The 22,693-nt window shown below is 56.4% G+C and carries 23 protein-coding genes; 9 read left to right on the top strand and 14 right to left on the bottom strand.

Annotated features, from left to right (window positions below; genetic code table 11):
- Positions 1–19 precede the first annotated feature (19 nt).
- Positions 20–748, bottom strand: coding sequence for a hypothetical protein (locus tag ACB040_RS15005; RefSeq protein ID WP_371155409.1), 729 nt, complete (start codon positions 746–748; stop codon positions 20–22).
- A gap of 259 nt (positions 749–1,007) precedes the next feature.
- Between ACB040_RS15005 and ACB040_RS15000 the strand changes: the two genes are divergently transcribed.
- Positions 1,008–1,340, top strand: coding sequence for a polyhydroxyalkanoic acid system family protein (locus ACB040_RS15000; RefSeq protein ID WP_100645872.1), 333 nt, complete (start codon positions 1,008–1,010; stop codon positions 1,338–1,340).
- 254 nt (positions 1,341–1,594) lie between these two features.
- Entirely contained in the window at positions 1,595–3,025 is a 1,431-nt protein-coding gene (locus ACB040_RS14995; RefSeq protein WP_371155408.1) for a wax ester/triacylglycerol synthase family O-acyltransferase, read from the top strand.
- A 114-nt stretch (positions 3,026–3,139) separates the two neighbouring features.
- Here ACB040_RS14995 and ACB040_RS14990 read toward each other — a convergent pair whose 3' ends face one another.
- The 4 genes from ACB040_RS14990 to ACB040_RS14975 all read right to left on the bottom strand — a co-directional run bounded on the left by ACB040_RS14990 (position 3,140) and on the right by ACB040_RS14975 (position 6,451).
- Entirely contained in the window at positions 3,140–3,928 is a 789-nt protein-coding gene (locus ACB040_RS14990) for a hypothetical protein (protein WP_111901103.1), read from the bottom strand.
- A gap of 25 nt (positions 3,929–3,953) precedes the next feature.
- Complete coding sequence (locus tag ACB040_RS14985; protein ID WP_005345492.1) at positions 3,954–4,595, bottom strand: TetR/AcrR family transcriptional regulator; 642 nt, start codon at positions 4,593–4,595, stop codon at positions 3,954–3,956.
- A 1-nt stretch (position 4,596) separates the two neighbouring features.
- Positions 4,597–5,784, bottom strand: a complete 1,188-nt coding sequence (locus tag ACB040_RS14980; protein WP_075114813.1) for a patatin-like phospholipase family protein — start codon at positions 5,782–5,784, stop codon at positions 4,597–4,599.
- Positions 5,785–5,878: 94 nt separating this feature from the next.
- Complete coding sequence (locus tag ACB040_RS14975; protein WP_005333118.1) at positions 5,879–6,451, bottom strand: phasin family protein; 573 nt, start codon at positions 6,449–6,451, stop codon at positions 5,879–5,881.
- Positions 6,452–6,699: 248 nt separating this feature from the next.
- Between ACB040_RS14975 and ACB040_RS14970 the strand changes: the two genes are divergently transcribed.
- Positions 6,700–8,673 carry an SDR family oxidoreductase gene (locus ACB040_RS14970; protein ID WP_129504065.1) on the top strand — a complete coding sequence of 658 codons (1,974 nt, stop codon included), beginning with the start codon at positions 6,700–6,702 and terminating at the stop codon, positions 8,671–8,673.
- 90 nt (positions 8,674–8,763) lie between these two features.
- Here the strand turns inward: ACB040_RS14970 and ACB040_RS14965 are convergent, their stop codons facing one another.
- Positions 8,764–9,639 carry a triacylglycerol lipase gene (locus ACB040_RS14965; RefSeq protein ID WP_236400011.1) on the bottom strand — a complete coding sequence of 292 codons (876 nt, stop codon included), beginning with the start codon at positions 9,637–9,639 and terminating at the stop codon, positions 8,764–8,766.
- A gap of 170 nt (positions 9,640–9,809) precedes the next feature.
- Here ACB040_RS14965 and ACB040_RS14960 point away from each other — a divergent pair, with 170 nt between their 5' ends.
- The 4 genes from ACB040_RS14960 (at position 9,810) to ACB040_RS14945 (ending at position 13,396) form a co-directional block, all read left to right on the top strand.
- The gene (locus tag ACB040_RS14960) at positions 9,810–10,112 is read left to right on the top strand and encodes a YebG family protein (RefSeq protein ID WP_042055032.1); all 303 of its coding nucleotides are present in this window, start codon (positions 9,810–9,812) and stop codon (positions 10,110–10,112) included.
- 345 nt (positions 10,113–10,457) lie between these two features.
- On the top strand, positions 10,458–11,768 hold the full coding sequence (locus tag ACB040_RS14955; protein WP_371155407.1) for a tyrosine-type recombinase/integrase: 1,311 nt from the start codon (positions 10,458–10,460) through the stop codon (positions 11,766–11,768).
- 373 nt (positions 11,769–12,141) lie between these two features.
- Positions 12,142–12,480: a hypothetical protein gene (locus tag ACB040_RS14950; protein ID WP_021230116.1), complete on the top strand. Its 339-nt coding sequence runs from the start codon at positions 12,142–12,144 to the stop codon at positions 12,478–12,480.
- Between the two features lie 568 nt (positions 12,481–13,048).
- Positions 13,049–13,396, top strand: coding sequence for a hypothetical protein (locus tag ACB040_RS14945; protein WP_335837128.1), 348 nt, complete (start codon positions 13,049–13,051; stop codon positions 13,394–13,396).
- 3 nt (positions 13,397–13,399) lie between these two features.
- On the opposite strand, the gene ACB040_RS14940 is transcribed toward ACB040_RS14945, so the two are convergent.
- Positions 13,400–13,600: a hypothetical protein gene (locus ACB040_RS14940; protein WP_335837127.1), complete on the bottom strand. Its 201-nt coding sequence runs from the start codon at positions 13,598–13,600 to the stop codon at positions 13,400–13,402.
- A gap of 167 nt (positions 13,601–13,767) precedes the next feature.
- Here ACB040_RS14940 and ACB040_RS14935 point away from each other — a divergent pair, with 167 nt between their 5' ends.
- On the top strand, positions 13,768–15,744 hold the full coding sequence (locus ACB040_RS14935) for a Lon protease family protein (protein ID WP_021230104.1): 1,977 nt from the start codon (positions 13,768–13,770) through the stop codon (positions 15,742–15,744).
- A 98-nt stretch (positions 15,745–15,842) separates the two neighbouring features.
- Positions 15,843–16,382 carry a 3-hydroxyacyl-[acyl-carrier-protein] dehydratase FabA gene (gene fabA, locus ACB040_RS14930; RefSeq protein WP_196783564.1) on the top strand — a complete coding sequence of 180 codons (540 nt, stop codon included), beginning with the start codon at positions 15,843–15,845 and terminating at the stop codon, positions 16,380–16,382.
- An 84-nt stretch (positions 16,383–16,466) separates the two neighbouring features.
- On the opposite strand, the gene rmf is transcribed toward fabA, so the two are convergent.
- The 7 genes from rmf to ACB040_RS14895 form a co-directional block, all read right to left on the bottom strand.
- Complete coding sequence (gene rmf, locus ACB040_RS14925; RefSeq protein WP_005315693.1) at positions 16,467–16,646, bottom strand: ribosome modulation factor; 180 nt, start codon at positions 16,644–16,646, stop codon at positions 16,467–16,469.
- 158 nt (positions 16,647–16,804) lie between these two features.
- Positions 16,805–18,718 (bottom strand): ABC transporter ATP-binding protein, encoded by a 1,914-nt coding sequence (locus ACB040_RS14920; protein ID WP_101530563.1) that lies wholly within the window; start codon positions 18,716–18,718, stop codon positions 16,805–16,807.
- Positions 18,719–18,791: 73 nt separating this feature from the next.
- Positions 18,792–19,022, bottom strand: coding sequence for a glutaredoxin family protein (locus ACB040_RS14915; protein ID WP_005360505.1), 231 nt, complete (start codon positions 19,020–19,022; stop codon positions 18,792–18,794).
- Positions 19,022–21,217, bottom strand: coding sequence for a bifunctional 23S rRNA (guanine(2069)-N(7))-methyltransferase RlmK/23S rRNA (guanine(2445)-N(2))-methyltransferase RlmL (rlmKL, locus tag ACB040_RS14910; protein WP_371155405.1), 2,196 nt, complete (start codon positions 21,215–21,217; stop codon positions 19,022–19,024). Before rlmKL ends, ACB040_RS14915 begins: the two co-directional genes overlap by 1 nt.
- Positions 21,218–21,356: 139 nt before the next feature.
- Positions 21,357–21,482, bottom strand: a complete 126-nt coding sequence (gene ykgO / locus ACB040_RS14905; protein WP_005336596.1) for a type B 50S ribosomal protein L36 — start codon at positions 21,480–21,482, stop codon at positions 21,357–21,359.
- Positions 21,483–21,746 (bottom strand): type B 50S ribosomal protein L31, encoded by a 264-nt coding sequence (locus ACB040_RS14900; protein WP_005336598.1) that lies wholly within the window; start codon positions 21,744–21,746, stop codon positions 21,483–21,485. It lies immediately after the preceding gene.
- 379 nt (positions 21,747–22,125) lie between these two features.
- Positions 22,126–22,662, bottom strand: coding sequence for a cell division protein ZapC (locus tag ACB040_RS14895; protein WP_257686950.1), 537 nt, complete (start codon positions 22,660–22,662; stop codon positions 22,126–22,128).
- Between the last annotated feature and the right edge of the window lie 31 nt (positions 22,663–22,693).

The following is a 22,693-nucleotide window of genomic DNA, read 5'->3' as shown; positions in this document are numbered from 1 at the left end:
GCTTATCCCTCGATAAGCCTCACCCCAGCGCACTGCTGTCGCCGTTAAAGAGCGCCGTCATGATGGCCGTCTCGCGACTGGCGATGGTTTCTAGAAACTCGTTGGCACGCCCCATCTGATGACACACCTGATAACCACGCTCGACAAAGGAGAAGAGCTCGCCAAGCCCCGCCAGATGGGCGGGCCCTGACACCAGCTTGAGGGTTGCCCCCAGCAGCGGTTTTCTCGCCAGCCTGTCCAGCGTCATCCCAAGCTCGCTCACCAGCGCAATCTGATGTTCCCGGCGCGCCTGTTCACCCACGGCACGATAGGCGATGGTGTAATGGTCCGGCGTGATGGGATCAATGCCATCAATGCGCCGCAGCGCCACCACCATCAGGTAATCCAGCTCTTCGGAGAGAGCATCAAGCTCGATCGCCTGCGCCACCACCTTGAGGCCGGACTCCGGCAACAGCCGCTCGGCGGTCGGCATCACCCGCATCACATCTGCATCGCGGCGGGCGCAATCCCCCGGGCCATAGAGGTCGGTCAGGAAAAACTCGGCGGCAGGGCCGTAGCGGTCACTCTCCAGCAGATCTCGATGGGTTCGCCCGAGTCGATCGGCCTGCCACTGGCGTAGCCGATCCCGATCCTGCTGATCTTCCGGGTGGGCACGCATCTGCTCGCGCAAGGCTGCAACCCGCTTGAGCTGGCGGTATAGCCGACCCAGGGTGCTATCGTCGTCGTGGGCATGTTCTTGATGCGTCATCTACAGCTCTCTGGCCTTGGGCCCATTGATGGGGATTGGGTGATACGAAGATACAAGTGAATGAAAAACAAGCAGCTTTTACTGACCGTTCCGTGACAAGTGTAGCGCGCACGAGGGAGGGAATAAATGCCATGCCCCGCTGATGGCCTGCATCCCTCTCGACTCTGTTAAGTGAGTCCCATTTATGTGAACCATCCTTTCATTTATTGTGAACATGTGTTTAATATCAATAACTAACTTATGACCCAGAGTAACGACCATGTTCTTCAACTCGCTCGCTGGCAGCAGCGCACTCTCTACCATCCAGATCAGCCGTCAGCATCCGCTGGGATTGGCCGCCGCCCGGATCGCGGCCGAAGCCATCGCTGCGGACATGAGCGAGAGCTATCAACTCGATTGCGAATGGGCAGATGAAGAGGAGACCGAGCTTCGTTTTCGCGGCTCAGGGGTACATGGCACTCTCACCCTGGACGAAGATACCCTGGAACTGGAAGTGCATCTTGGTTTAATGCTGTTGCCGGTACGCAGCGTACTGGAGCAAGAGATCCTCGATTATGTCGACAATCGCTTACCTTGCCCCAAACGTGTTTGAAACTTTTCGTTGCACTGGCTTTAAATAAACCAGCTGTAAACGATGGCTGTTTGAAATAAGATTGCAAGCCATAAGGTTTGTCATATTTATTATCCGGCGAGGCCTCGATTTTATTTGTAAGTAATTTTTCATCTTTATTTCATATTTCGAGTCGGCACTCATTAATGTCATTCTGATTGCATCAAGCCTTCATCCGTATATGAGGGTAGGAGCAATTTGCCGCCTCGGTAAATTCATTTTGTAGGGAAACAACCATGCCACTGAGTGAATTTATCTCCTGCGTCGATACCGCCTGGTTACGCATGGACAGACCCAACAACCTGATGCAGATCATCGGTGTCCTGATGTTTGAAGGAGAGCTTGATGAAGCGCGTCTGCGGGCCGGATTGCGCCATACCATTTCGGTGCAACCCCGCTTCCACCAGCGGGCCGTGCTGGAGGGGGGCGCCTACTACTGGCGCCATGATCCCGATTTCGATCTCGATCAGCACCTCAAGCGAGTGATCCTGCCGGGTGAAGCGGGCAAGCTGGAGCTGGAGAAGCTGGTGGCCGATCTCGCCTCGACGCCGCTCAACCACCAGCGCCCCCTGTGGGATATGCACCTGACCGACACGTCGCTGGGTGGGCAAGCGCTGGTGGTGCGCATTCACCACGCCATGGGCGATGGCTTCTCGCTGGTGCGGGCCATGCTGACCATGATGGATAACACACCGGAAGGGGCGCCGCGACCACCGTCACCGGAGCCACTGGATGACAGCGATGACGAGGATGATGAGGATTGCCACCAGGGCAGCCGTCTGGTGCGGGCCGGCCTCAAGCTGACCGGTAGCCTCTGGTCCAAATATGTCGAAGTGGTCACCCATCCCACCAAGGCGGTGGATTACCTCAAGACCGGGCGGGATGTGGCGAGCGAGCTGTGCAATATCGCCACCCTCGGTGATGATTCACCCTGCCGCCTGCGTGGCAAGACCACCAGCACCAAGCGGGTGGCCTGGTCGGAGCAAATTGATCTGCCGGATATCAAGGCAGTGGGCAAGGTTCTGGGCTGCTCGGTCAACGATCTGCTGATCGCCGCCACCGCAGGGGCGTTTCGCCACTACCTGCAGGAGAAGGGGGATGATGCCAACAAGGTCAAGATCCGCGCCCTGGTGCCAGTCAATATGCGTGCACCGGACGATGAGGGGGCGCTGGGCAATCGCTTCGGGCTGGTGGCCCTGGACTTGCCACTGGATGTTGAACACCCGTTGCAGCGGCTCTATACCGTGCGTGACCGGATGCAGGCGCTACGCACCTCGCTGCAACCCGTGGTAGTGCTCAACCTGTTACATGCCCTTGGCATGGCCCCCAATGCGGTGCAGCAGCAGGCAGTCGAGCTGCTCACGGCAAAGGCCAGCGCGGTGATCACCAATGTGCCTGGCCCGCAGCAGACCCTCTATCTGGCTGGAGCAAAATTGCGTCAGCCGCTGTTCTGGGTGCCGCAATCGGGGGATATCGGCGTCGGCGTCTCCATCCTCTCTTACGATCACAAGGTGCAACTGGGCCTAATCACCGACAAGAAGCTGGTACCGGACCCGGATCGGGTGGTCGAGCGGTTTGCGGTGGAGTTCGAGCAACTGCTGTTGCTGGTGCTGATGGAGCCGGAGCTACTGTTTGACCCCAACGGACTGGATGCGCTGCTCGGTTGAGTGTGCACTTGAGCGACCGGTGACGGCGTAGCCAGCCGGTGTGCCCCATCATAAAAGAGGCCAACCCGCGGGTTGGCCTCTTGTTTTGTTATCTATCCGTGGCAAGAGTGGTGGTTAATCCTCCAACTCTTCCCGCGCCGCCTCCACATCGAGACGTTCCATGGCATCCATGGGTTCGCATTCGGCCGCTTCGGCATAGAGGGCTTCGGCTGCTTTCAGGCGGCTCTTGCCGTGCAGCATCACCTGTGCGTTGGCGTACTCCATGCGGGCGATAGCCGATTCGGGGATCAGCGCCAGCGCCTCCTTGAAGTGACGCTCGGACTCCTCCTTCTTGGCGCCATAGGTGAGGCCGCCGATCATGGCCCCCAACTTGTCGACGATCTCGGCGTGCCAGGCGCCAAAGGCAATATGGGCCTCGGCGTGATCTGGCGCCAGCTCCAGCGCCTTCTCAAGGCTTGCCTTGATCTTGTCGCCAATTCCTTGCGAGAGGGCCTTGGAGATGGAAATGACCTGACTGTAGCGACCGAGGGCCAGCGCGTGGAAATACCAGGCATTTGCATTCTTGGGCTGGCGTTTTTGCAGCTTCTCGGCATGGCTGGCCGCCCGCTCGAAGGCGGCGCGCTTGGCATACTTGTCTTCCAGCAGATAGCTGGCATGGATCACCAGCGCTTTGTTCGCCACATTGAGGCCTGCCTCACCGGCCGCTTCGCCAAGGGCGACGGCCCGGGCAAAATCCCCGGCATGATAGGCCCGCCAGGCATCCTGTACCTGTTCATCTTCGGGCCAGGGTTCGGCATCCCCCTGATGGAGACGATCCCAGTTGTCCGCCAGCTTCTGGCCAGCATAGTCATAGGCCGCATCCGCGTAGGGGAAGGGGACAAATTCGAGTTGTGAAGTGGTCATGCTTGTTCTCCCTGTAGCATGTGAATCAAACCTTGTCGGTGTAGTGGTGGGCGAGGGCGCCCAGATGAGCGCGGGCATCGGCCCGCAAATAGGGGGCGACCAGCTGCATCACCTGAAAGACGCCGAGGGCGATATCGGCGTCCGCCTTGGGGTGCAGTGCCCGCTGGTAAGAGATCCAGAATGTGCCAACCAGCGCCACATTGGCTGCCAGCGTGCGCATCTGTTGCGCCGTGCCCTCCATCAGCCCGACTGTTTGCAGATGGTTGCAAATGGCGATGGCGGTCTGCTCCTTGCGGCGCAGCAGGGCGGAAAAGCGCTGTTCCACCTGATGATAACCACTCATCAGGGTCGCGATATCGTAGTAGAGGAAACGGTACTGCCAGATGGCTTCAAACATCAGGTGGAGAAAGAGCCAGATATCTTCTGGCTCATCTGACGGGGTGCTGACCGCCTCCAGCAGGCGATCCATCTGCTGTTCAAATTCGCAGAACAGGGCATTGACGATCTCCTCCTTGTTGTGGAAGTGGTAGTAGAGATTGCCCTGGCTGATCTCCATCTCGGCCGCAATGGCCGAGGTGGTGACGCTGGGTTCCCCTTGTCGATTGAAGCAGGCGAGGGCAGTGGTCAGGATCCGCTCCCGGGTACGACGTTTGGGTTTGCGATCCATGCTACTCCTTTGGTGATGAACGGCGCACGCCGTGGCGATAGCGTTTGGCAAGCCAGTGCTGCAACTGCTCCAGCGACTTGTCGAGGGCGGCGACCGAGCCAATGCCGGGGGCCAGCAGGGTGCGATCTTCATCGGCCAGCGCGGCCAGATTGAGCTCGAGGCCATGCTTGGCCAGCACCGGCGCAAGCTCGTCACGACGCTGCCAGAGATCGCGGCGGGTATGCTGGTAAGCGTGCTCGCAGAGGCGACGACGATCCCGGTAACTGAACACATTGGTGAAGAACATCTCGCCATCGGCAGAAGAGGGCTCAAACAGCAGGGCGTCGGCGTCGGGATATTGGTGTCTGTAGCGATCCATCCCCACATGCATACGGGAGTGGATGATGGCGCGAAAGGTCTGGGCCAGTACCACCGGCAGACCGCTGTCCACCAGATTGGTGGGCGCGCCGGCGGCCATATCCGCATCATAGGGCACCAGCGGATTGATGCAGAACACCAGATCCGCCCCCTCTTCCAGCGCTACCGAAGCGTGCAGAGTCTTGATCAGCGCCCCGTCCACATAGTAACGACCGTTGATCAAGGAGGGCGGAAAGAGACCGGGCAGGGCGGCTGACGCCTGTACCGCCGCCGAGATGGGCACATCATCGAGCCCCGGGCTACCAAAGGCAACCGGATGACCGGTGTCGAGTTCGGTGGCTACCACAAATAGTCTGCTGCGCAGCTGGCGAAAATCATTGCTGCGGCCGGGACGAGAGAAAAACTGGGTCAGGGTGCGATCCACTCCGCGGTTGTCGAACAGTCCGGTCGGAATGGCCTTGGAGAGCCCCTGCAGCGACTCAAACAGGCTGCGCTTCCAGGGCGCCGCCAAATAGTAGGTCAGGCTCTGCCACGCCAGTGGCGGGATCGAGGTCAGGCGGTCGGCATATTCACGAAAGGCGGGTCGCAACAAGGTAGCCGGGTCAAACATCTCCCCCGAATCATCGCTGAGCAGGATCCGCACCAGCTTAGCTGGCGAGATGCCGTTGGCCAGCGCCGATGCCACCACGGCCCCCGAACTGACGCCAACATAGATATCGGCATGGTCAAGGCGCAAGCCGTTGATGCTGTCAGAGAGGGCTGCGCAGGCACCGATCTCGTAGATGCCGCCGAGCGGCCCGCCGCCAGCAAGGGCAATTGCGATGGTACTCATAGCGTTGCCTCCCTATCCATGACATTCACCATGACAAGACCGGCCCAGCGCAGGGCATGGGCCGGTATCAATCACCTTCCGTCACCGCGAGGGATCAGGGCAGGACGCTCTCTGCTTTGGCCTTCACCTCTTTCACCGCGTCTTCAGCGGCGGAGAGGAGATCGGCGGCCTGCTCAACAACGGCCTCTTTAGCCTTGGCTACCGGCGCCTTCTTTACCGGAGGCTTGCGGGCAGCGGGCTTTTTGGCGGCAGCCGGTTTGGCTTCTGCTGCCGGGGCTTCCTCTTCCTGTGCATCCAGCAGTTGCTGGACCACATCGGTCAGCTCGGCCATGCGCTTGGAGAGCTTGTCGATATCCTTGCGGGTCGGAATGCCGAGGCTGGCCACAGCGCGGGCCACGCGATCTTCAAACACCTGCTCCAGACGGCCCCAGGTATTGGCGGTCTTGTCGGTCACAGCGGCAATCTTCTCATCTGCGCTCTGACGGGTTTTTGCTTGCAGCGCTTCACCTTCCTGCACCAGGGCTTCAAAGATCTTGCCACCCTCTTCCTGCGCTTTGGCATAGGCACCCAGACCCGCCAACCAGATCTGCTGGGTGGACTCCTTGATGGTGGAGGTTAGTTGGTTGTCGGTCACTGACCCTGCCAGCGCTTTCAATTTCTTAGCCATGATCTTCTCCTTGAATAACGACAGTTAAATGTAATGGCGACAACGAAACTGCAATCGGGTTGTGGCATTACTGATTTTTCAACTTCAGTCTAGGGAGAAAAAATAGAGGGTTCTACCTAATAACGGAACAGGCACACCACCGAAATTAGGGTTTGCTCACGAACCGACAATCAAATTGCGGATTCCCATATGAATCGTGATATATCTAACAACCTAGTAACACCCTAATCAGTAGCAGGATTCTCTTTATGAACTATTTCATTACTGGCGGTAGTGGTTTTATCGGGCGTCGATTGATCAAAAAGTTATTCCAACAGCATCCTGACTGTATCGTCTATTTTCTGATGCGCGCCTCTCATCAGGATAAATTGCCGGAGTTATTTGCATTCTGGAATGTGGATGAATCGCGCGCAGTCCCGGTTTTTGGCGACATGACGCAACCGCTGCTGGGGGTATCGGTCGAGATACAGGAGCAGTTAATCGGCAAGATCGACCACTTCTTCCATCTGGCTGCCATCTATGACCTCAACGCCAAGGCCGGGATCCAGCAGCAGGTCAACACCGAAGGGACCCGTCAAGCCGTTCAACTTGCCGAGCGGCTGGGGACGGCGCAGTTCCATCACTGCAGCTCCATCGCTGCAGCGGGCCTGTTCGACGGTCTGTTTCGCGAGGATATGTTCGATGAGGCAGAGCACCTCGACATGCCTTACTTCCAGACCAAGCACGAAGCGGAAGGGATTGTGCGCAATGAGTGCACAGTTCCGTGGCGAGTCTATCGACCGGGGATAGTTGTCGGTGACTCCAACACCGGCGAGATGGACAAGATCGACGGCCCTTACTACTTCTTCAAGACCATCCAGAAGCTGCGTCGTCTGCTGCCGCCCTGGATGCCCGCCATCGGAGTTGAGGGCGGGCGCATCAATATCGTGCCGGTCAACTTTGTGGTCGATGCCATGGTGCATATCGCCCATCAAGAGGGCGAGGAGAACAAAACCTTCCACCTGACCGACCCCAATCCGATGCGGGTTGGCGACATGCTGAGCACCTTCTCCCGCGCCGCCCATGCGCCAGAGCCTGCTATCCGCATCAACGCCTCTCTCTTTAACTTCATTCCCCGCCACCTGACCGCCATGCTGATGACCATGGCGCCAGTGCGCCGTATCCGCGATGCCGCCATCGCCGATCTGGGTCTACCCAAGGATGTGTTCCGCCTTATCAGTTACCCCACCCGTTTCGACAGTCGCGAAACTCAGCGGGTACTGAAAGGGACAGGCATCGAAGTGCCACCGCTGCACAGCTACGCCTGGCGGTTATGGGATTACTGGGAGCGCCACCTCGACCCAGAGCTCTTCATCGATCGCTCCCTGCGTGGTCGGGTAGAAGGCAAGGTGGTGCTGGTGACCGGAGCCACCTCTGGTATCGGCCGTGCAACAGCGCGCAAGCTGGCGGGTGCGGGGGCCAACGTCGTTACCATCGCTCGCGACGAGCAGAAAATTGCCGAGACTAAAGCCGAGTTTGCCGAGCTGGGGCTGACCATCGAGATCTATCAGGGGGATCTCTCCAATCTGGCGCAGGCCGAGGAGATCACCGCTCGCATCGTGGCCGATCACGGCGGCGTCGATATTCTGGTCAACAATGCCGGCCGCTCCATCCGCCGCTCCATCGAGGACTCCTTCGATCGCTTCCACGATCTGGAGCGCACCATGCAGCTCAACTACTTTGGTGCGCTCAAGGTGATCATGGGGGTGCTGCCCACCATGATTGAGAAGAAAAAAGGGCACATCATCAACATCTCCTCCATCGGGGTGTTGACCAATGCGCCGCGCTTCTCCGCCTATGTTGCCTCCAAATCGGCCCTCGATGCCTGGGTGCGTACCGCCGCCTCCGAGTTTGCTGACAAGGGGGTCAGCTTCTCCATCATCAATATGCCGCTGGTGAAAACGCCGATGGTCGCACCGACCAAGGTCTATGAGCAGGTGCCGATGATGACGCCGGAAGAGGCGGCCGATCTGGTGTGCGATACCATCATCAACAAGCACGTTCGTCTGGCCACTCGCCTCGGGGTGTTCGGTCAGGTGGTGCATGCCCTGGCACCTCGTGTTGCGCAGGTGATCATGAATACCAGCTTCCGCACCTTTGCCGATCCCAAGGATGGCGACAAATCCAAGGCGACCGCCGATCAGGTTGCCGTCTCGACCCTGATCAAGGGGATACACTTCTAACCGGGTGATGCGATAAAGAGATCAACAGGGGCCTGAGCAATCAGGCCCCTGTTTTATTTGGAATAGCAGTTGAAGGACGAATAAGGAGGGTCAGACTCGGGACAACAACTCAATCAGCAGATCAGTCGTGCGGCGGGAGTAGAGCAGAGAGAGATGGCCAATCGCAGGCAACTCGATATCTTCCATTCCCGCCAATCGTTGCCGCTCTTGCGGCATCACCACATTGTCGTGACTGGTGCGCACCGAGATGCCGGGCACGCAAAGCGGCACCGAAGCAAAACGCTGCAACCAGCCGGAACCGGGTTCCATCTCGCGGGCATTGGCCCCAAGCCCAAGGGCGGCTAGCTGACTGCCCTGATGAGGCGTAGCCAGGGTGATCAGGTGCGCGACCTTGTCACCACCATGGATAGCCAGATAGTCGCGGCAGACCAGCCCCCCCATGCTGTGACCGACCAGCACCAGCTTGTCAGCCCCGGTCTGCGCCAACACATCGTCAATCCGGGTGGCCAGCAGCGGCACCATGTCATCGATATGACCAAATGGTGGCATCAGGGTAATGGTGGCAACCACATGGCCTGCAGCCTCCAGTCGGGCGCGCTGGGTGTGCCAGATCCCGCGACTGCAACCGTAACCATGCACCAGCAATATGGGGCGCTGGCATGGCCGCAGCCGATCGGGTGCCATCAGCAAAGGCTCGAACGGCAGCAACCAGGTGAAGGTGTAGAGGTAGGCCAGCATCTCCTGCGCCATCATCTTCACCCTGCGCCAGGGGCCGATAGCCGGGGAGGGGTAGAAACGGGTAAACAGCCAGCTGCCGAGCACCACCAGACAGCGCAACCCAAGCAGGGTAAACACCACAAACAGCAGGGTCAGCAGCCAAGGGAGTCCCACGACCAAGTGGGCGATACTCCCGAGGAGCAGCACCTCTACCATCAGCAGGATAAACAGGTGTCTTACGATCGTCATAAGGCCATGATCCGACCAGTCAGGCGTGGAAGTCAAATGGCGCTTTGAGACAGCTTGATCCAGCGCGGCTTTTGTCGCTAAACCCCGGCGAACTCTTTTCCGGTGAGGTTATTTGCAATACTGTATATCCATACATATACTCTATCCATCATCACCAAGAGGAGGCCATCATGGCTGTCGAGATCAAATATGTGGTTGTTCGTGGGGGAGTGGAAAAAATGACCTTTGCCAGCAAAAAAGAGGCCGATGCCTATGACAAGCTGCTGGATACAGCCGATGAGTTGATGACCCTGTTGGCTGGCGCCCCGATCGAGCTGGCGCCAGAGCAGCAAGAGAGTCTGGCATTCTACCTGGCAGAGCAGCGCGATGTGCTGCAAACCCTGCTGCGTGGCGGCAAGGTTCAGGCTGGCACGAAAGAGGAAGAGACTCCAGCAGCCAAGCGCAAGGAGAAGCCACTCAAACAGGTGGCCTGATGGCACAGACCTTATTTCTCGGGATAAATGGTTCAACGCATTCACTTTATTTGCATTTAAAACCATTTTCACGGCTATTTACCCCGAGAATTTTTTAACCATGCTGCATATCCTATGCATAACTGAATAGCGTGCACCACTGAGCGACATCAGCCAGATCTATGAGGAAATAATGAGCAAACAGTGGAGAGAACGTTATCCAGATCGCTCCCGGTTACCTTAATCAGTAACAACAAGAGGCAGTACCAATCCCAATAGAAGCCGCATTCATCTATCACGAGCCCTTTTCTATCAACTCGGCTCACAGGCTCATATCGATTCATCTCAGCATCAACAAGCAACACCATGACTCAACAACTATTATCCTTGCCGCCAGCTATGCCGCTGTTTGACAGCCTTATCTATCTGGAGGCCGGTAACCCGCAGGTCAATCAGTACCTTGCCAACCTCAGCCTCAACGATGTGCCCGATGCAGGGCTGGTTTACGAGCTGGCGGTCGATTGGCTGCTGGAGCAGCGCAACAGCGAAAACAACTACAAAACCTATCGCAGCGAACTGACCACTTTTTTGCACTGGTGCTTTCGCGAGGCGGCCATCAGCCCGAAAGATCTCACTCGCCGCATCATGATCCGCTATCTCGACTACTGTCAGTCCCCCCCTGACGAGTTGATCGCCTATCGCAACGTGGCGCAGTTTGTCCTCGACAAGGAGTGGGGAGAGCGGTTGCCCAATCCACAATGGCGACCGTTTCTCGGTAAGCGGGAGCTAGGCCGCACCTTGCCCTATCGTCTTAGCGAGCAGGCGATGAAGACCAAACTGGCCATCCTGTCGGCCTTCTTCCAGTTCCTGATCCAGGAGGAGTACATGGACAGGAATCCCGCTCTGCTACTGCAGCGGGTCAAACGGCCGCAACAGCAGGAGGCCGATGATCAGGTGCAGGCCTTCAGCGAGTTGCAGTGGTCATACGTGATGCAAGCTGCCGATACCCTTGCCAACGACCATCCGGAGCAGCATGAGCGCAGCCGTTTTCTCACCATTCTGATGTACGCCTGCTATCTGCGGATCTCTGAGGTTGCTGCCCGGCCGGGCTTTACACCTGTGATGGGGCAGTTCAGGCGGGATCGCAAAACCGGCGTCTGGGGCTACTTTATTCCGCAAAGCAAAGGGGGTAAACGGCGTACCGTGGCGGTATCCCAAGCGCTGTTGGCGGCACTCGAACGCTACCGCCGTTTCCTCGGTCTCTCTCCCTTGCCGACACCGGATGAACAGACGCCACTGTTCGTTCGCCATAAAGCGGCAGCACATGGTCGCGATCAGGGGGAACTCAACGCCAACCTTGGAATTCGCCAGTTACGGGATTTGATCATGGTGATCATCGGTAAAGGCGCAGAATTGGCAGAGCAGGATGGATTTGTCCAGGATGCGGCCGAAATGCGGCAACTCTCTCCCCATGCGATCCGCCATACCGGGATCACCCATGACATCAACCTGCATGGGAGACCGCTTTCCCACGTACAGGCCGATGCAGGACATGACAGCATCGACACCACTTCGAAATACCTGCACACCAGCAACAGTGAACGACATGAGAGCGCCCAGCAAAAGCCGCTGGACCGATTGAACCAACATGTGAGAGATAACATTCACAAGAACTAACGAACAACGTGACATGACCCTGATTTGTATTGACTGCTCTTAGAACACAGAATGGCTTGTTTGGGATGTCATAGAAGTTGGTGCGGCGATTTTGTACTTCTCTGGATCGCAATCGGTTCAGGAAATATTTTTGGCTCACATGGATGATTCAGAACAGGCTCCTTGCCATCTGCGGCATACATATTTATCCCGTAGCAGAGAAGCAAAAAACAAAATTGCTTGTTGAAACACCGAGACCACCCGATGCCGAAAGCTAAGTAACATGCCGGAAGCAATCATATTCGGATTGAACAGCGCCTTGTTATCACACTTGCATATCCAGTCATCATTGGTGATATTGATATCAATATTGACGAGATACCAAGGAGCGGGTATGCAAGTGGCAGTGGTGGAAAAGACCTTCAGGATCGTTGGCAAAGGGTCGCTCATAGCCCAGTTCACCTTTATCTCTTCAGGCACGCTGCATATCTGGTTTCCGGATGTGGGCCTGCAGATGGAGGCCCACTGCAAAGAGTTGCGTATCGAAGATTGCACCATTATCTATACCAATGGCCTCCATCACGGCCAGCCCAGAGCACTCTGGTCCTTAACCCTCCATCCCGATGATATGAACGAGCTCAAACGCATATTGCAGCAATTCAACAGCAACCTCTACTTGACCTGCCAGCCACCCACATTGGCCATCGCCAAACGTGCCTTGAATATGAATTGACCCGACTTCCAAAAAGAAATGGCGAATACTCTTCAAGCCGCAATCATTCTAGCCACAACAATAAGCCGTGAGGATTAAGGGGAGGGGAATCTATTGCGATAATCGGCATTTTTATGGCTGTTTTACAAAAAGGAGTATCAATATTTCCAGAGAGAGACCTCTCAGGTAGGGGACAGATATTTCTAAGAATATTCACGGTAATGACGTTGGTTATAACGGTGCCAATCAAACTTAACGCTCCATTGGTGAGGGGGAATCCAGCGCGGCGTACTGATTTAATAGTGAACTCTTATCTTAAAATGGGACATTTCGGTGTGAGGGGCAGGGCGGTTGACTGTGTTATTCTGTTGTCGTTGCAAGAGCATCTGCAGGAGGAATCAACCAGATATTGTCCTTCTGCTTTGGCCAGTCAGATCGCAGGAGGTCTGTATGTAGCCTCGCTCCTGATCGATTTCCGAACCTTTAAGCTAAGGAAAAGCTGCGGACTACTGCTTTCAACAAGGCTTGTTATCTCTCACAATGATGCCGATAACCCTATTTATCGGCATCTCTGATAATTGGTGCATTTATGTATACTCTTGAAGACTTAAAAAAAGCCGAATCCGACTTGCAGGATTGGCAACGCCGTTCCGATAACTATGATGGTAACAACCCGAACAAATATGACTCTTCCCTAAAGCAGGCTAAAGCCATGGTTAGGATGATCAAAGACCAATTGAAAGCTGATGGTTTGCTATCCATGTCTGAATCAGAGCAGCTTTCCGCCAGACTTGATGCTGCTTTTCCTTATGCATCAAGCAAAGAGATTGTTGAGTTTGAAGGCAAAAAGTATCAAAGAATGTTCTATCCGCTGCAAAAGAGCCGAAGCGGGAAAACTGTAACCGAATGGGGTAAAAGTTGGTCCTTGGTTAAGTAGCATTTATTCGCTTTTCTTCACTGATTGGCCCCAATCCATTTCACCTAGTGACATAGCATTGGGGTCACACTGAGCCAGCAGTTCTTCCAGTGTGTAGCGCGGTTTGCCACGTAGTTTAGCGCGAGCACGCTCCACATCATCAAACGCCGCTGTCAGCAGCGCCGGATCACCATCTTCAAGAGCTGCCAACAGATAGGCAACCATGTCGGCCTCAGTGGCCAAGACGTCAGCCACATCAAAGCGGCTCCCTCCCGCACCCGTCATTGCGCATAATGTATATTATGTTAAATCATGTATCTTGTTTCCTGTCACCACTTATTGAACTGTGTATAATGGCAACAATTGATCCTATCTTCGACCGGATGTCTTAAGTGGCTGAATTAACATCAGAACAATTAAAACCCGCTTTTGCGATTGAACAGTTCTCCAAGCTTAGCGAGCTTGAACCTATCCCCTTTGCTGCGCTGCAACCCAGAGCCATTTCCGGCATCAAACGTCTTGCCAGTTTTGATGGTGACTGTCCGGTCATGCTGCTCAACGGATTCCCCGGCGCAGATTACGAAGGCGTTTGCCAGACGCTGATTGCCGACTCTAATGGCAAGGATGGTGACCTGTTTGATCTCTGCTACACCGAGAATCTGAACAACCCCTACAAGCCTATCTGGCTGCGCCTGCAACCGGGCACCGGCGTCGAGTTTTGCGAAATGGTTGGCGAGCTGCTCAAGCTGTTGAGCCACCATCTCGATGCCGAACGCATCGTGACCCGCATCATGCGCAAGCAGAACAATGATCCGAAAATCGATGATTTCCTCTCCGATCTGGCGGCTCACGTGGCATTGGGTCTGGAATTCCAGCACCCCATTCTGATCAACCTGCTGATCCACCACGAAGCGCAGGAAGCGCCGGTAATTTATGGCCGTGATCTCAACTGGGATACCCTGTTTGGCTCCATCAACTACCAAACCGAGCAAGGCTCTGTGTATGCTAACCAGCACCTGTTGGAGCCTGGCTTGCTGCGCGAAGCCAACGGCGGCTACCTCATTTTGCAACTGGACGAGCTGCTGGATCAGCCGCACCTCTGGTTCAAACTGAAAAATGCCATGCAAAAAGGCGAGCTGGACTGGAACGCCTATCAGGAAGGGAAAACCCTGACCCCCTTCTTCGCGCCTGAAGCGACCCCCATCAAGCTCAAGCTGATCCTGGTCGGTGACCGACTCGACGTGGCCGAGTTCCAGATGCTGGATCGCGATATGTCCGAGCGCATCTTCCTGCGCGCGGATCTGGTGTCAGAGGTGAATATTGAAGAGGATCTGCAGGAATTTCTGCAATACCTGGCTTGGCTGCGCCAGCGCTGGAGCCTGCTGGACTTCACGCCAGCCGCCCTCGCCGCCCTTTGTCGTCATGCCAGCCGCCTCTGTGACCATCAGGAGTGGTTGTCGCTCTCCGAAGTGCAACTCTCCGCCATCATGCGGATGGCTGACAGTCTGGCCCGGGAGCTGGAATCTGATGTGGTCACCGACGAGCATATCCGCGGCGCACTGGAGGAGCAGGATTACCGCCTCAACTATCTGGTTGAGCAGTCCGATCAGGGTGTTATCGACGGCCAGATCCTGCTGCAAACCGATGGCGAAGAGATTGGCCAGATCAACGGCCTGTCTGTCATTCAGGTCTCCGGTCACCCTTATGACTTCGGCGAGCCGGTGCGCCTCACTGCTACCGTACACCTTGGTGATGGCGATGTGGCGGATATCGAGCGCAAAGCGGAGCTGGCCGGTCATATCCACGCCAAGGCGATGATGATTATCCACGGCTATCTCTCCAACAAATTTGGTGCAGAGAACCCCTCCCCCCTGTCGGCCAATCTTGTGTTCGAGCAGTCTTACCACGAAATTGATGGCGACAGTGCATCCCTGACCGGCTTGTGTGCCCTGCTCTCTGCCCTCGCCCGCCAGCCTATCTATCAGCACTTCGCCGTGACCGGTGCGGTCGATCAGTTTGGCAATGTGCAGGCCGTGGGTGGCGTCAACGAGAAGATTGAAGGCTTCTTCCGGGTGTGCAAAATCCACGGCATCACCGGCAAGCAAGGGATCATTTTGCCGGGCACCAACATCCAGCAGCTGAACCTCTCTGACGAGGTGATTGCAGCGGTTGAAGCAGGCCAGTTCCACATCCACCCGGTGGATCATGTGGAAGAGGCCATCGAGTTGCTGACTGGCTGTGTCGCCGGTGAGCCTGATATGCCTGATACCCTGTTTGGCCGTATTCAGGAGCGGTTGGACGAGTTGAACGGCTCCACTGCCAAAGTCGGACTGCTGCAATCCCTGCTGGGGCGCCTGTTTGGCCGCTGATGAAGTGATCGGAGTTGTTTAGCGAACAACTGTAAGCTAAATTGGCCCGGCTTTGACCCATTTGAAGGAAATACCGCGTGACCGTAGACAATACCACCATGGAAGCCCGCCTTTCCCTGTGCGAACAGGGCAAGAACTCTTTTACCCGTGAAGAGCTGCTGGCTTGCAGCCGTGGCGAACTGTTTGGTGAGGGTAACAGTCAGCTGCCTGCCCCCAACATGTTGATGATGGACCGCATCGTCAAGATCAATGACAACGGCGGCGAACACGGCAAGGGTGAGATCCTGGCTGAGCTCGACATTACTCCGGATCTCTGGTTCTTCGATTGCCACTTCCCGGGTGATCCTGTGATGCCTGGCTGTCTCGGTCTGGACGCCATGTGGCAGCTGGTTGGCTTCTTCCTTGGCTGGAAAGGTGGCCCCGGCAAGGGTCGTGCTCTGGGCGTAGGTGAAGTGAAATTCACCGGCCAGATCCTGCCGACTGCTAAGAAAGTTACCTACAAGATCACCTTCAAGCGCGTCATCAACCGCAAGCTGGTGATGGGGATTGCTGATGGTGTGGTCGAAGTCGACGGCCGTCCGATCTACAGCGCCACCGACCTGAAAGTGGGCCTGTTTAAAGATACCACCGCATTCTGATCTCTCTGATTGGTAGTAAAACAGCATTAACGCAAAGGGGCCACAACGGCCCCTTTCCTTTTGTAATGAGTGATGAAGTAGCTGCTACTTCATGAAGAGGCCTGAGCCCCGCCCTTCCATGGCGTCACGCCAACCACCAAGCCAATGCCCTCGGGCATCCAGGCATTGATACGGACACGCTTCTTTCTGTTTGCCGACCACGCCAGCCTGATAACCACGAGCACGAGCTCTTTCCAGACGGTCCCGCTTCTGTCTCTTCATCATCTACGACCCTCTTCGTGGAACAAAAAAAGCGACCAATTCTGCATCGGTCGCTTTCATCTTTACTCCTGCGAGCGCACTCGGTCAAACAAAAACTTCCACCCTAACCGGGCTATGTGACACAAGGCACTGAACTGGATTAAGTTTTAATTACAGGGAACTTACTCCTGATTTTTGAGTCCTTCCAGCTCTTCCCAGCGAGCAAATGCCTGCTCCAGCGCGGCTTCAGCGGCATTGAGCGCATCCAGTTTCGGCTGGGTTTTATCTGCCGGCAGCGAGAAGAACCCGGGCTGGTTGATCTCGCTTTGCAGCGCATCCAGCTCGGCTTCCAGCTGCTCAAGACGAGCAGGCAACCCTTCCAGTTCAAGCTGCAGCTTGTAGGAGAGCTTCTTGCTCTTCTTCGGCGCTTCTGGCGCGGCGGCAACGACCGGCTCGGGCGCCTTGACCGGTGCACTCTTGGCCTGTTGTTGAGCGTTCTGCTGCTCGCGGGTCGCCATCATATCGGCGTAACCACCCACGTAATCGCTGATGCGGCCATCCCCCTCAAACAGCCAGCAGCCGGTCACTGTGTTGTCGATGAAGCGACGATCGTGACTCACCAGCAGCAGGGTGCCGGGGTAGTCGGAAAGCAGCTCTTCCAGCAGTTCCAGGGTCTCGACATCCAGATCGTTGGTCGGTTCATCGAGGATCAGCAGGTTGCTGGGCTTGAGGAACAACTTGGCCAGCAGCAGCCGGTTCTTCTCGCCACCGGAGAGCGCCTTGACCGGCGTACGGGCCCGCTTGGGCTCGAACAGGAAGTCCTGCAGGTAACCGAGGATATGACGGGAGCGGCCGCGCACCATCACCTCCTGCTTGCCCTCCCCGACGTTGTCCACCACGGTCTGCTCGGGATCGAGCTGCTCGCGGTACTGATCGAAGTAGGCCACCTCCAGATTGGTGCCCCCCTTGACGGTGCCACGGGTTGGCTCAAGCTGACCCAGCAACAGCTTGATCAGGGTCGATTTGCCGCAGCCATTGGGACCGACCAGCGCAATCTTGTCGCCACGCAGCACTTGCAGATCGAGCCCCTTGAACAGGGTGCGATCGCCAAAGTCCAGCCCCAGCCCTTCGGTCTCGAACACCAGCTTGCCGGAGCGATTGACCTCGTCCAGTTGCAGCTTGGCCTTGCCCTGCAACTCGCGACGCTGGGAGCGCTCCATCCGCATCGCCTCAAGGGCGCGCACCCGACCTTCGTTACGGGTACGGCGAGCCTTGATACCCTGACGCACCCACACCTCTTCCTGGGCCAGTTTGCGGTCGAACTCGGCATTTTTCAGCTCTTCGACCCTCAGCCACTCCTCTTTCCCCTGCAGATACTCGTCGTAGTTGCCCGGCCAGGAGGTGATGGCGCCGCGATCGAGATCGATGATCCGGGTGGCCAGCTTGTGGATGAACTCCCGATCGTGAGAGATAAAGACGATGGCGCCGCGAAAATCCTTGAGGAAATCTTCCAGCCAGTTGATGGCTTCGATATCCAGGTGGTTGGTCGGCTCATCGAGCAGCAACAAGTCGGGATCGCAAGCCAGCGCACGGGCCAGCGCCACTTTGCGCAGCCAGCCGCCGGAGAGGCTGTCGAGGGTCACGTCAGGATCCAGCCCCAGCAGGGTCAACACCTGACTGATGCGGGTCTCGAACTGCCAACCGTTCTGATAGTCGAGCTGCTCTTGCAACTCGCTCATCTTGCGAATGTTGGCGTCTGACGGATCGCTCGCCAGCTCCATGGAGATGTGGTGGTACTGCTTGAGCAGCTCCCCCACCCCCGCCAGCCCTTCGGCGGCATAGTCAAACACCGTCAGCTCGCTGGAAGCGGGCGGATCCTGCTCAAGGCGGGTCACTTTCAAATCTTGTTGCAACACCAGACGCCCGTCGTCCAGCGGCAATTCGCTGGCAATGACCTTCATCAGGGTGGACTTGCCCGCCCCGTTGCGGCCAACCAGGCAGAGGCGCTCGCCCCGCTCGATGGTCAATTCGGCATTGTCGAGCAGCGGGAAATCACTGAACGACAGACATGCGCCGTGCAATGTTAAAAGAGCCATGTGTGTTCCTTATTTCATATGAAAAAAACGGGCAGCAGACTGGGTCTGCCCCCGTTTTATCGTCAAATCACTCTCACCCCTGACGGGCGGCCCAGCTTTTGAGCTCGGCCAGTGTGAAGGGCCAACCGAGCTCGTGGCCTGCTTCGTCACGCAGCACCGGAATGCGCACCCGATAGGCGGCAAGCCACTGCTCATCATCCATGATGTCGCACTGGCGGGTGGCGGTGGCAAGACCAGCCTCCTCCACCAGCGCCCAGGCCTGCTCGCACAGGTGGCAACCGTCGGTATGAAACAGGGTCAGCATCACGCCTCGCCTTGCTCCGGCGCATGGGTGATGATCCAGCAGTTGTGGATGTGCTGGTTACGTTCGAAATCCTTCGGTCGCGTCTTCTGGGTGATGTTCTGGGCCTTGAGACCAGTGGCCTCGAGACCGGCCAGATCCATCTTGAAGTGACGCTTGTTGTTGGAGAAGACCAGAGTGCCGTCCGACGCCAGCAGGCGCTTCAGGTGCTGCATCAGCAACAGGTGATCGCGCTGTACGTCGAAGCTCTCGTCCATCCGCTTGGAGTTGGAGAAGGTGGGCGGATCGATGAAGATGAGGTCGTACTGCTCATCGGCTTCAGACAACCACTTCAGGCAATCTGCTTGGACAAACTTGTGCTGACGGCCCACCAGCGAGTTGAGACGCATGTTGTCCTGCGCCCAGTTCAGGTAGGTGTGGGACATGTCCACTGTGGTGGTCTCGCTGGCACCGCCAAGACCTGCGTGCACGGTGGCACTGCCGGTATAGGCAAACAGGTTCAGGAAGCGCTTGCCCTTGGCCATCTGACCCAACATGCGGCGAGTCTGACGGTGGTCGAGGAACAGGCCGGTATCAAGATAGTCGTAGAGGTTGACCCACAGCCTGGCACCGTACTCCTGCACTTCCATCCGGTGCTGCTCTTCGGAGAGCTTCTGATACTGCTGTTTGCCTTCCTGACGCTCGCGCACCTTCAGGATCACTTTCTCGCCATCCATGCCAGTCACCTTGATGGCGGCCTGCACCATGTCGAGCAGACGTTGACGGGTCTTCTGGGCGGGGATGTCCTTGGGCGCGGCATACTCTTGCACCACCAGATAGTCCTGATAGCGGTCGATGGCGGCGTTGTATTCCGGCAAGTCGGCATCGTAGATGCGATAGCAATCGATGCCCTCTTTGTTGGCCCATTTCTCGAGGGTTTTCAGATTCTTGCGCAGACGGTTGGCAAAGTCCTGCGCGACCTCTTTTTGGGAAGCCACGGAGTCCAGTGCGATTTGATAATTGCGCAGCTGACACTCGAGGGCGCCGTTGAACAGGCGATATTGCTTGTCGGCGCGCAGGCGCAGACAGCTAAGCAGCTCGGGCGATGCAGAAAGAATGGAGACTTTCCAACCCTGGAAGCTGCGACGCAGAGCATCGCCCAGCGCCTGATGCACTTCCAGCAGCGCCGGGAACTCGCCAAGACGCTCGCCATAAGGCGGGTTGGAGATCAGCATACCGACCTGGCGGGCCTCTCCTTGACCTTCTTCCCCTTCAACAGGGGCAGGCATCGGCAGCGGGTTTTCCAGCTTGGTGACATCGGCTTGCTTGAAGGTGATGAGATGGGCCACACCGGCCGCTTTGGCATTATCCCGGGCTTTGAGCAGCACACGTGAATCGGCATCACAACCAAACAGTTTCACCTCGCAGCGCTGCATACCGCGTTTGGCTCGCACTTGCGCTTCCATCATCAGGCTTTGCCACAGCTCTCTATCGTGCTGCAGCCAGCGATCGAAACCGAAGCGCTCGCGGCGCAATGCCGGTGCCATGTCGGCGGCGATAAAGGCCGCTTCAATCAGCAGGGTACCGGAACCGCACATGGGGTCCATCATGGGCTCGCCGGCCCAGCCGCTACGGGCAATCATGGCGCAGGCCAGGTTCTCTTTGAGGGGCGCTTCACCGGTGCCTTGACGATAGAAACGCTGGTGCAGCGCCGGGCCCGACAAGTCCAGCGTGATATTGGCCTTGCCCTTGCCCAGGTGCGCCATGATGCGAATATCCGGCGACTTTTTGTCCACGTCCGGACGCACGTGACCGCGCTTGGTGAAGCGGTCAACGATGGCATCCTTGATCTTCAGCGCGCCATATTGGGTATTGCGAATGGCGGGGTTGGTACCGGTAAAGTCCACCGCGATGGTAGCGGTACCGGAGAAGTGCTCTTCCCAGGGGATGGTGTGGGCACCGAGATAAAGATCCAGATCGTCGTTCATCTGGAATTCGGAGAGCACCAGCACGATACGGGAGGCGAAACGGCTCCACAGACAGGCCTTGTAGCCAATCGCCAGTTCGCCTTTGAAATGCACGCCAGCCACGGTCTCACGGACCTGCTCTGCGCCAAGATTGGTCAGCTCGTCGGCCAACAGGTTTTCCAGCCCCTTGGGGCAGGTTGCAAAAAATTCTTTCATCACGCTCACGGGGAACCCATAAAAATAGTGCCGCATTATACCTCATCAGGCGGGCTGGAGCATGCAAAAGTCGGCGCAAACAGCAGGATGGAGACAGATTGATAGGTGGCGAAAAGGTAAAAGGCCCCATGACTATCCGATGGCGGGATCATGGGGCCAGACATCATTTAGCGGATCACTTCATACGAGCCTTGAAACGGGGATTGCTTTTGCAAATCACGAACAATTTGCCCCGACGGCGCACCAATTGACAATCGGGATGACGCGCCCTTGCGGATTTGAGTGAACAGACGACCTGCATTCAGGACTCCTTCTTGCTTGAAAATGCGCCAAAGCGCTTGTTGAAACGGGCCACACTCCCCTCGCTCGATACCTGCTTCTGCTTGCCGGTATAAAACGAGTGCGACTGACTGGAAACATCGAGCGATACATAGGGATACTCCTTCCCGTCTTGCCACGTATAGCGGCGATCGCTCTTGATGGTTGAACCGACCAGGAAAAAGGCATCTGCTGCCGTGTCATGGAACAGCACCAAACGATAATCCGGATGAATATGAGGCTTCATGGCAACTCCATTTTGTTATGTTATAACAAAATGTAAGTGAGAATAGCTCTCGTTTCAAGCATAAAATGTCGTATGAAGAAAATCGCTGCAGTGAGTGATGTGTTGACACTGGGGTGAAGGCACTACGCAAGCAGAGCGAAACAGAGGGAAGTACCGTGCTTACAGCACGGAATACCAAGATACTGCGTGGGTCAGAACACAAGGTGCAAGTGGATGTAACAAGCCTCAAGAGAGGCCGAGCCACAACCATGAAGATCAATGAGAATGGGCAAGATGTTCGCGGATCAATGAAGTATCAGAAACGAAGCGCGATTGAGGTGACAACAGTAAAAACAAGCAGCGGTGTAATCACAGAGATAAAACAATTGATGAAAAGATATCAACTGACCTGACGATATTGCTCGGTCACGGTAATACGCGGTTTCATCCGGTTATTCATCACCTTGATCACCCCAAAACGCGGCAATGTTTTACTGGTGGTCAATACCAGATCGGCAGTGAGGTTCAAACAGACGCTAGCCTGATCCCCTGCCTCAATGACCATAAATTCGCCGTTGCCATGGGGTGTATTCATCAAGACCAGATCACCGTTTTGCGGGATCACTTGCGGATGCTGTTCACTAAAAAACCAGCTTTGCGGCATCAGGGGTTTATAAAAACGACTGACCGCGATGGCATTAAGCACCAGTTGCACCTGATGGGGAATACTCCACTCAAGTTCGGCTGCTTTATCCATCAACTGATAATAGAGGGCTGCATCATCGACGCAAAAAGGCTGGGTTGCAAATGAGCTGGGCACCAATTGTCGCCCTTTATACTCGGTTGCAAATAACATGTTATCAGACAGGTCCAACATCAGACGGTCACTCTGGGCATCATAGTGCCATTTCCAGCTATCGGTCGGTTGGATAAACATGTTGGAGCCCTTACTTGATAATTACCAGTTG

The sequence above is a fragment of the Aeromonas sp. S11(2024) genome (assembly GCF_041402345.1).
Classification (GTDB): Bacteria; Pseudomonadota; Gammaproteobacteria; order Enterobacterales; family Aeromonadaceae; genus Aeromonas; species Aeromonas veronii.
The sequence above is the reverse complement of the archived record's forward strand: the minus strand, read 5'-3'. Positions and strand labels throughout refer to the sequence as shown.

Bases quoted from the DNA above. Each gene is read 5' to 3' on its own strand.
- ACB040_RS15005 (WP_371155409.1), bottom strand. From the start codon at position 748: ATGACGCATCAAGAACATGCCCACGACGACGATAGCACCCTGGGTCGG.
- ACB040_RS15000 (WP_100645872.1), top strand. From the start codon at position 1,008: ATGTTCTTCAACTCGCTCGCTGGCAGCAGCGCACTCTCTACCATCCAG.
- ACB040_RS14995 (WP_371155408.1), top strand. From the start codon at position 1,595: ATGCCACTGAGTGAATTTATCTCCTGCGTCGATACCGCCTGGTTACGC.
- ACB040_RS14990 (WP_111901103.1), bottom strand. From the start codon at position 3,928: ATGACCACTTCACAACTCGAATTTGTCCCCTTCCCCTACGCGGATGCG.
- ACB040_RS14985 (WP_005345492.1), bottom strand. From the start codon at position 4,595: ATGGATCGCAAACCCAAACGTCGTACCCGGGAGCGGATCCTGACCACT.
- ACB040_RS14980 (WP_075114813.1), bottom strand. From the start codon at position 5,784: ATGAGTACCATCGCAATTGCCCTTGCTGGCGGCGGGCCGCTCGGCGGC.
- ACB040_RS14975 (WP_005333118.1), bottom strand. From the start codon at position 6,451: ATGGCTAAGAAATTGAAAGCGCTGGCAGGGTCAGTGACCGACAACCAA.
- ACB040_RS14970 (WP_129504065.1), top strand. From the start codon at position 6,700: ATGAACTATTTCATTACTGGCGGTAGTGGTTTTATCGGGCGTCGATTG.
- ACB040_RS14965 (WP_236400011.1), bottom strand. From the start codon at position 9,639: ATGACGATCGTAAGACACCTGTTTATCCTGCTGATGGTAGAGGTGCTG.
- ACB040_RS14960 (WP_042055032.1), top strand. From the start codon at position 9,810: ATGGCTGTCGAGATCAAATATGTGGTTGTTCGTGGGGGAGTGGAAAAA.
- ACB040_RS14955 (WP_371155407.1), top strand. From the start codon at position 10,458: ATGACTCAACAACTATTATCCTTGCCGCCAGCTATGCCGCTGTTTGAC.
- ACB040_RS14950 (WP_021230116.1), top strand. From the start codon at position 12,142: ATGCAAGTGGCAGTGGTGGAAAAGACCTTCAGGATCGTTGGCAAAGGG.
- ACB040_RS14945 (WP_335837128.1), top strand. From the start codon at position 13,049: ATGTATACTCTTGAAGACTTAAAAAAAGCCGAATCCGACTTGCAGGAT.
- ACB040_RS14940 (WP_335837127.1), bottom strand. From the start codon at position 13,600: ATGGTTGCCTATCTGTTGGCAGCTCTTGAAGATGGTGATCCGGCGCTG.
- fabA (WP_196783564.1), top strand. From the start codon at position 15,843: ATGGAAGCCCGCCTTTCCCTGTGCGAACAGGGCAAGAACTCTTTTACC.
- rmf (WP_005315693.1), bottom strand. From the start codon at position 16,646: ATGATGAAGAGACAGAAGCGGGACCGTCTGGAAAGAGCTCGTGCTCGT.
- ACB040_RS14920 (WP_101530563.1), bottom strand. From the start codon at position 18,718: ATGGCTCTTTTAACATTGCACGGCGCATGTCTGTCGTTCAGTGATTTC.
- ACB040_RS14915 (WP_005360505.1), bottom strand. From the start codon at position 19,022: ATGCTGACCCTGTTTCATACCGACGGTTGCCACCTGTGCGAGCAGGCC.
- rlmKL (WP_371155405.1), bottom strand. From the start codon at position 21,217: ATGCGGCACTATTTTTATGGGTTCCCCGTGAGCGTGATGAAAGAATTT.
- ykgO (WP_005336596.1), bottom strand. From the start codon at position 21,482: ATGCAGGTCGTCTGTTCACTCAAATCCGCAAGGGCGCGTCATCCCGAT.
- ACB040_RS14900 (WP_005336598.1), bottom strand. From the start codon at position 21,746: ATGAAGCCTCATATTCATCCGGATTATCGTTTGGTGCTGTTCCATGAC.
- ACB040_RS14895 (WP_257686950.1), bottom strand. From the start codon at position 22,662: ATGTTTATCCAACCGACCGATAGCTGGAAATGGCACTATGATGCCCAG.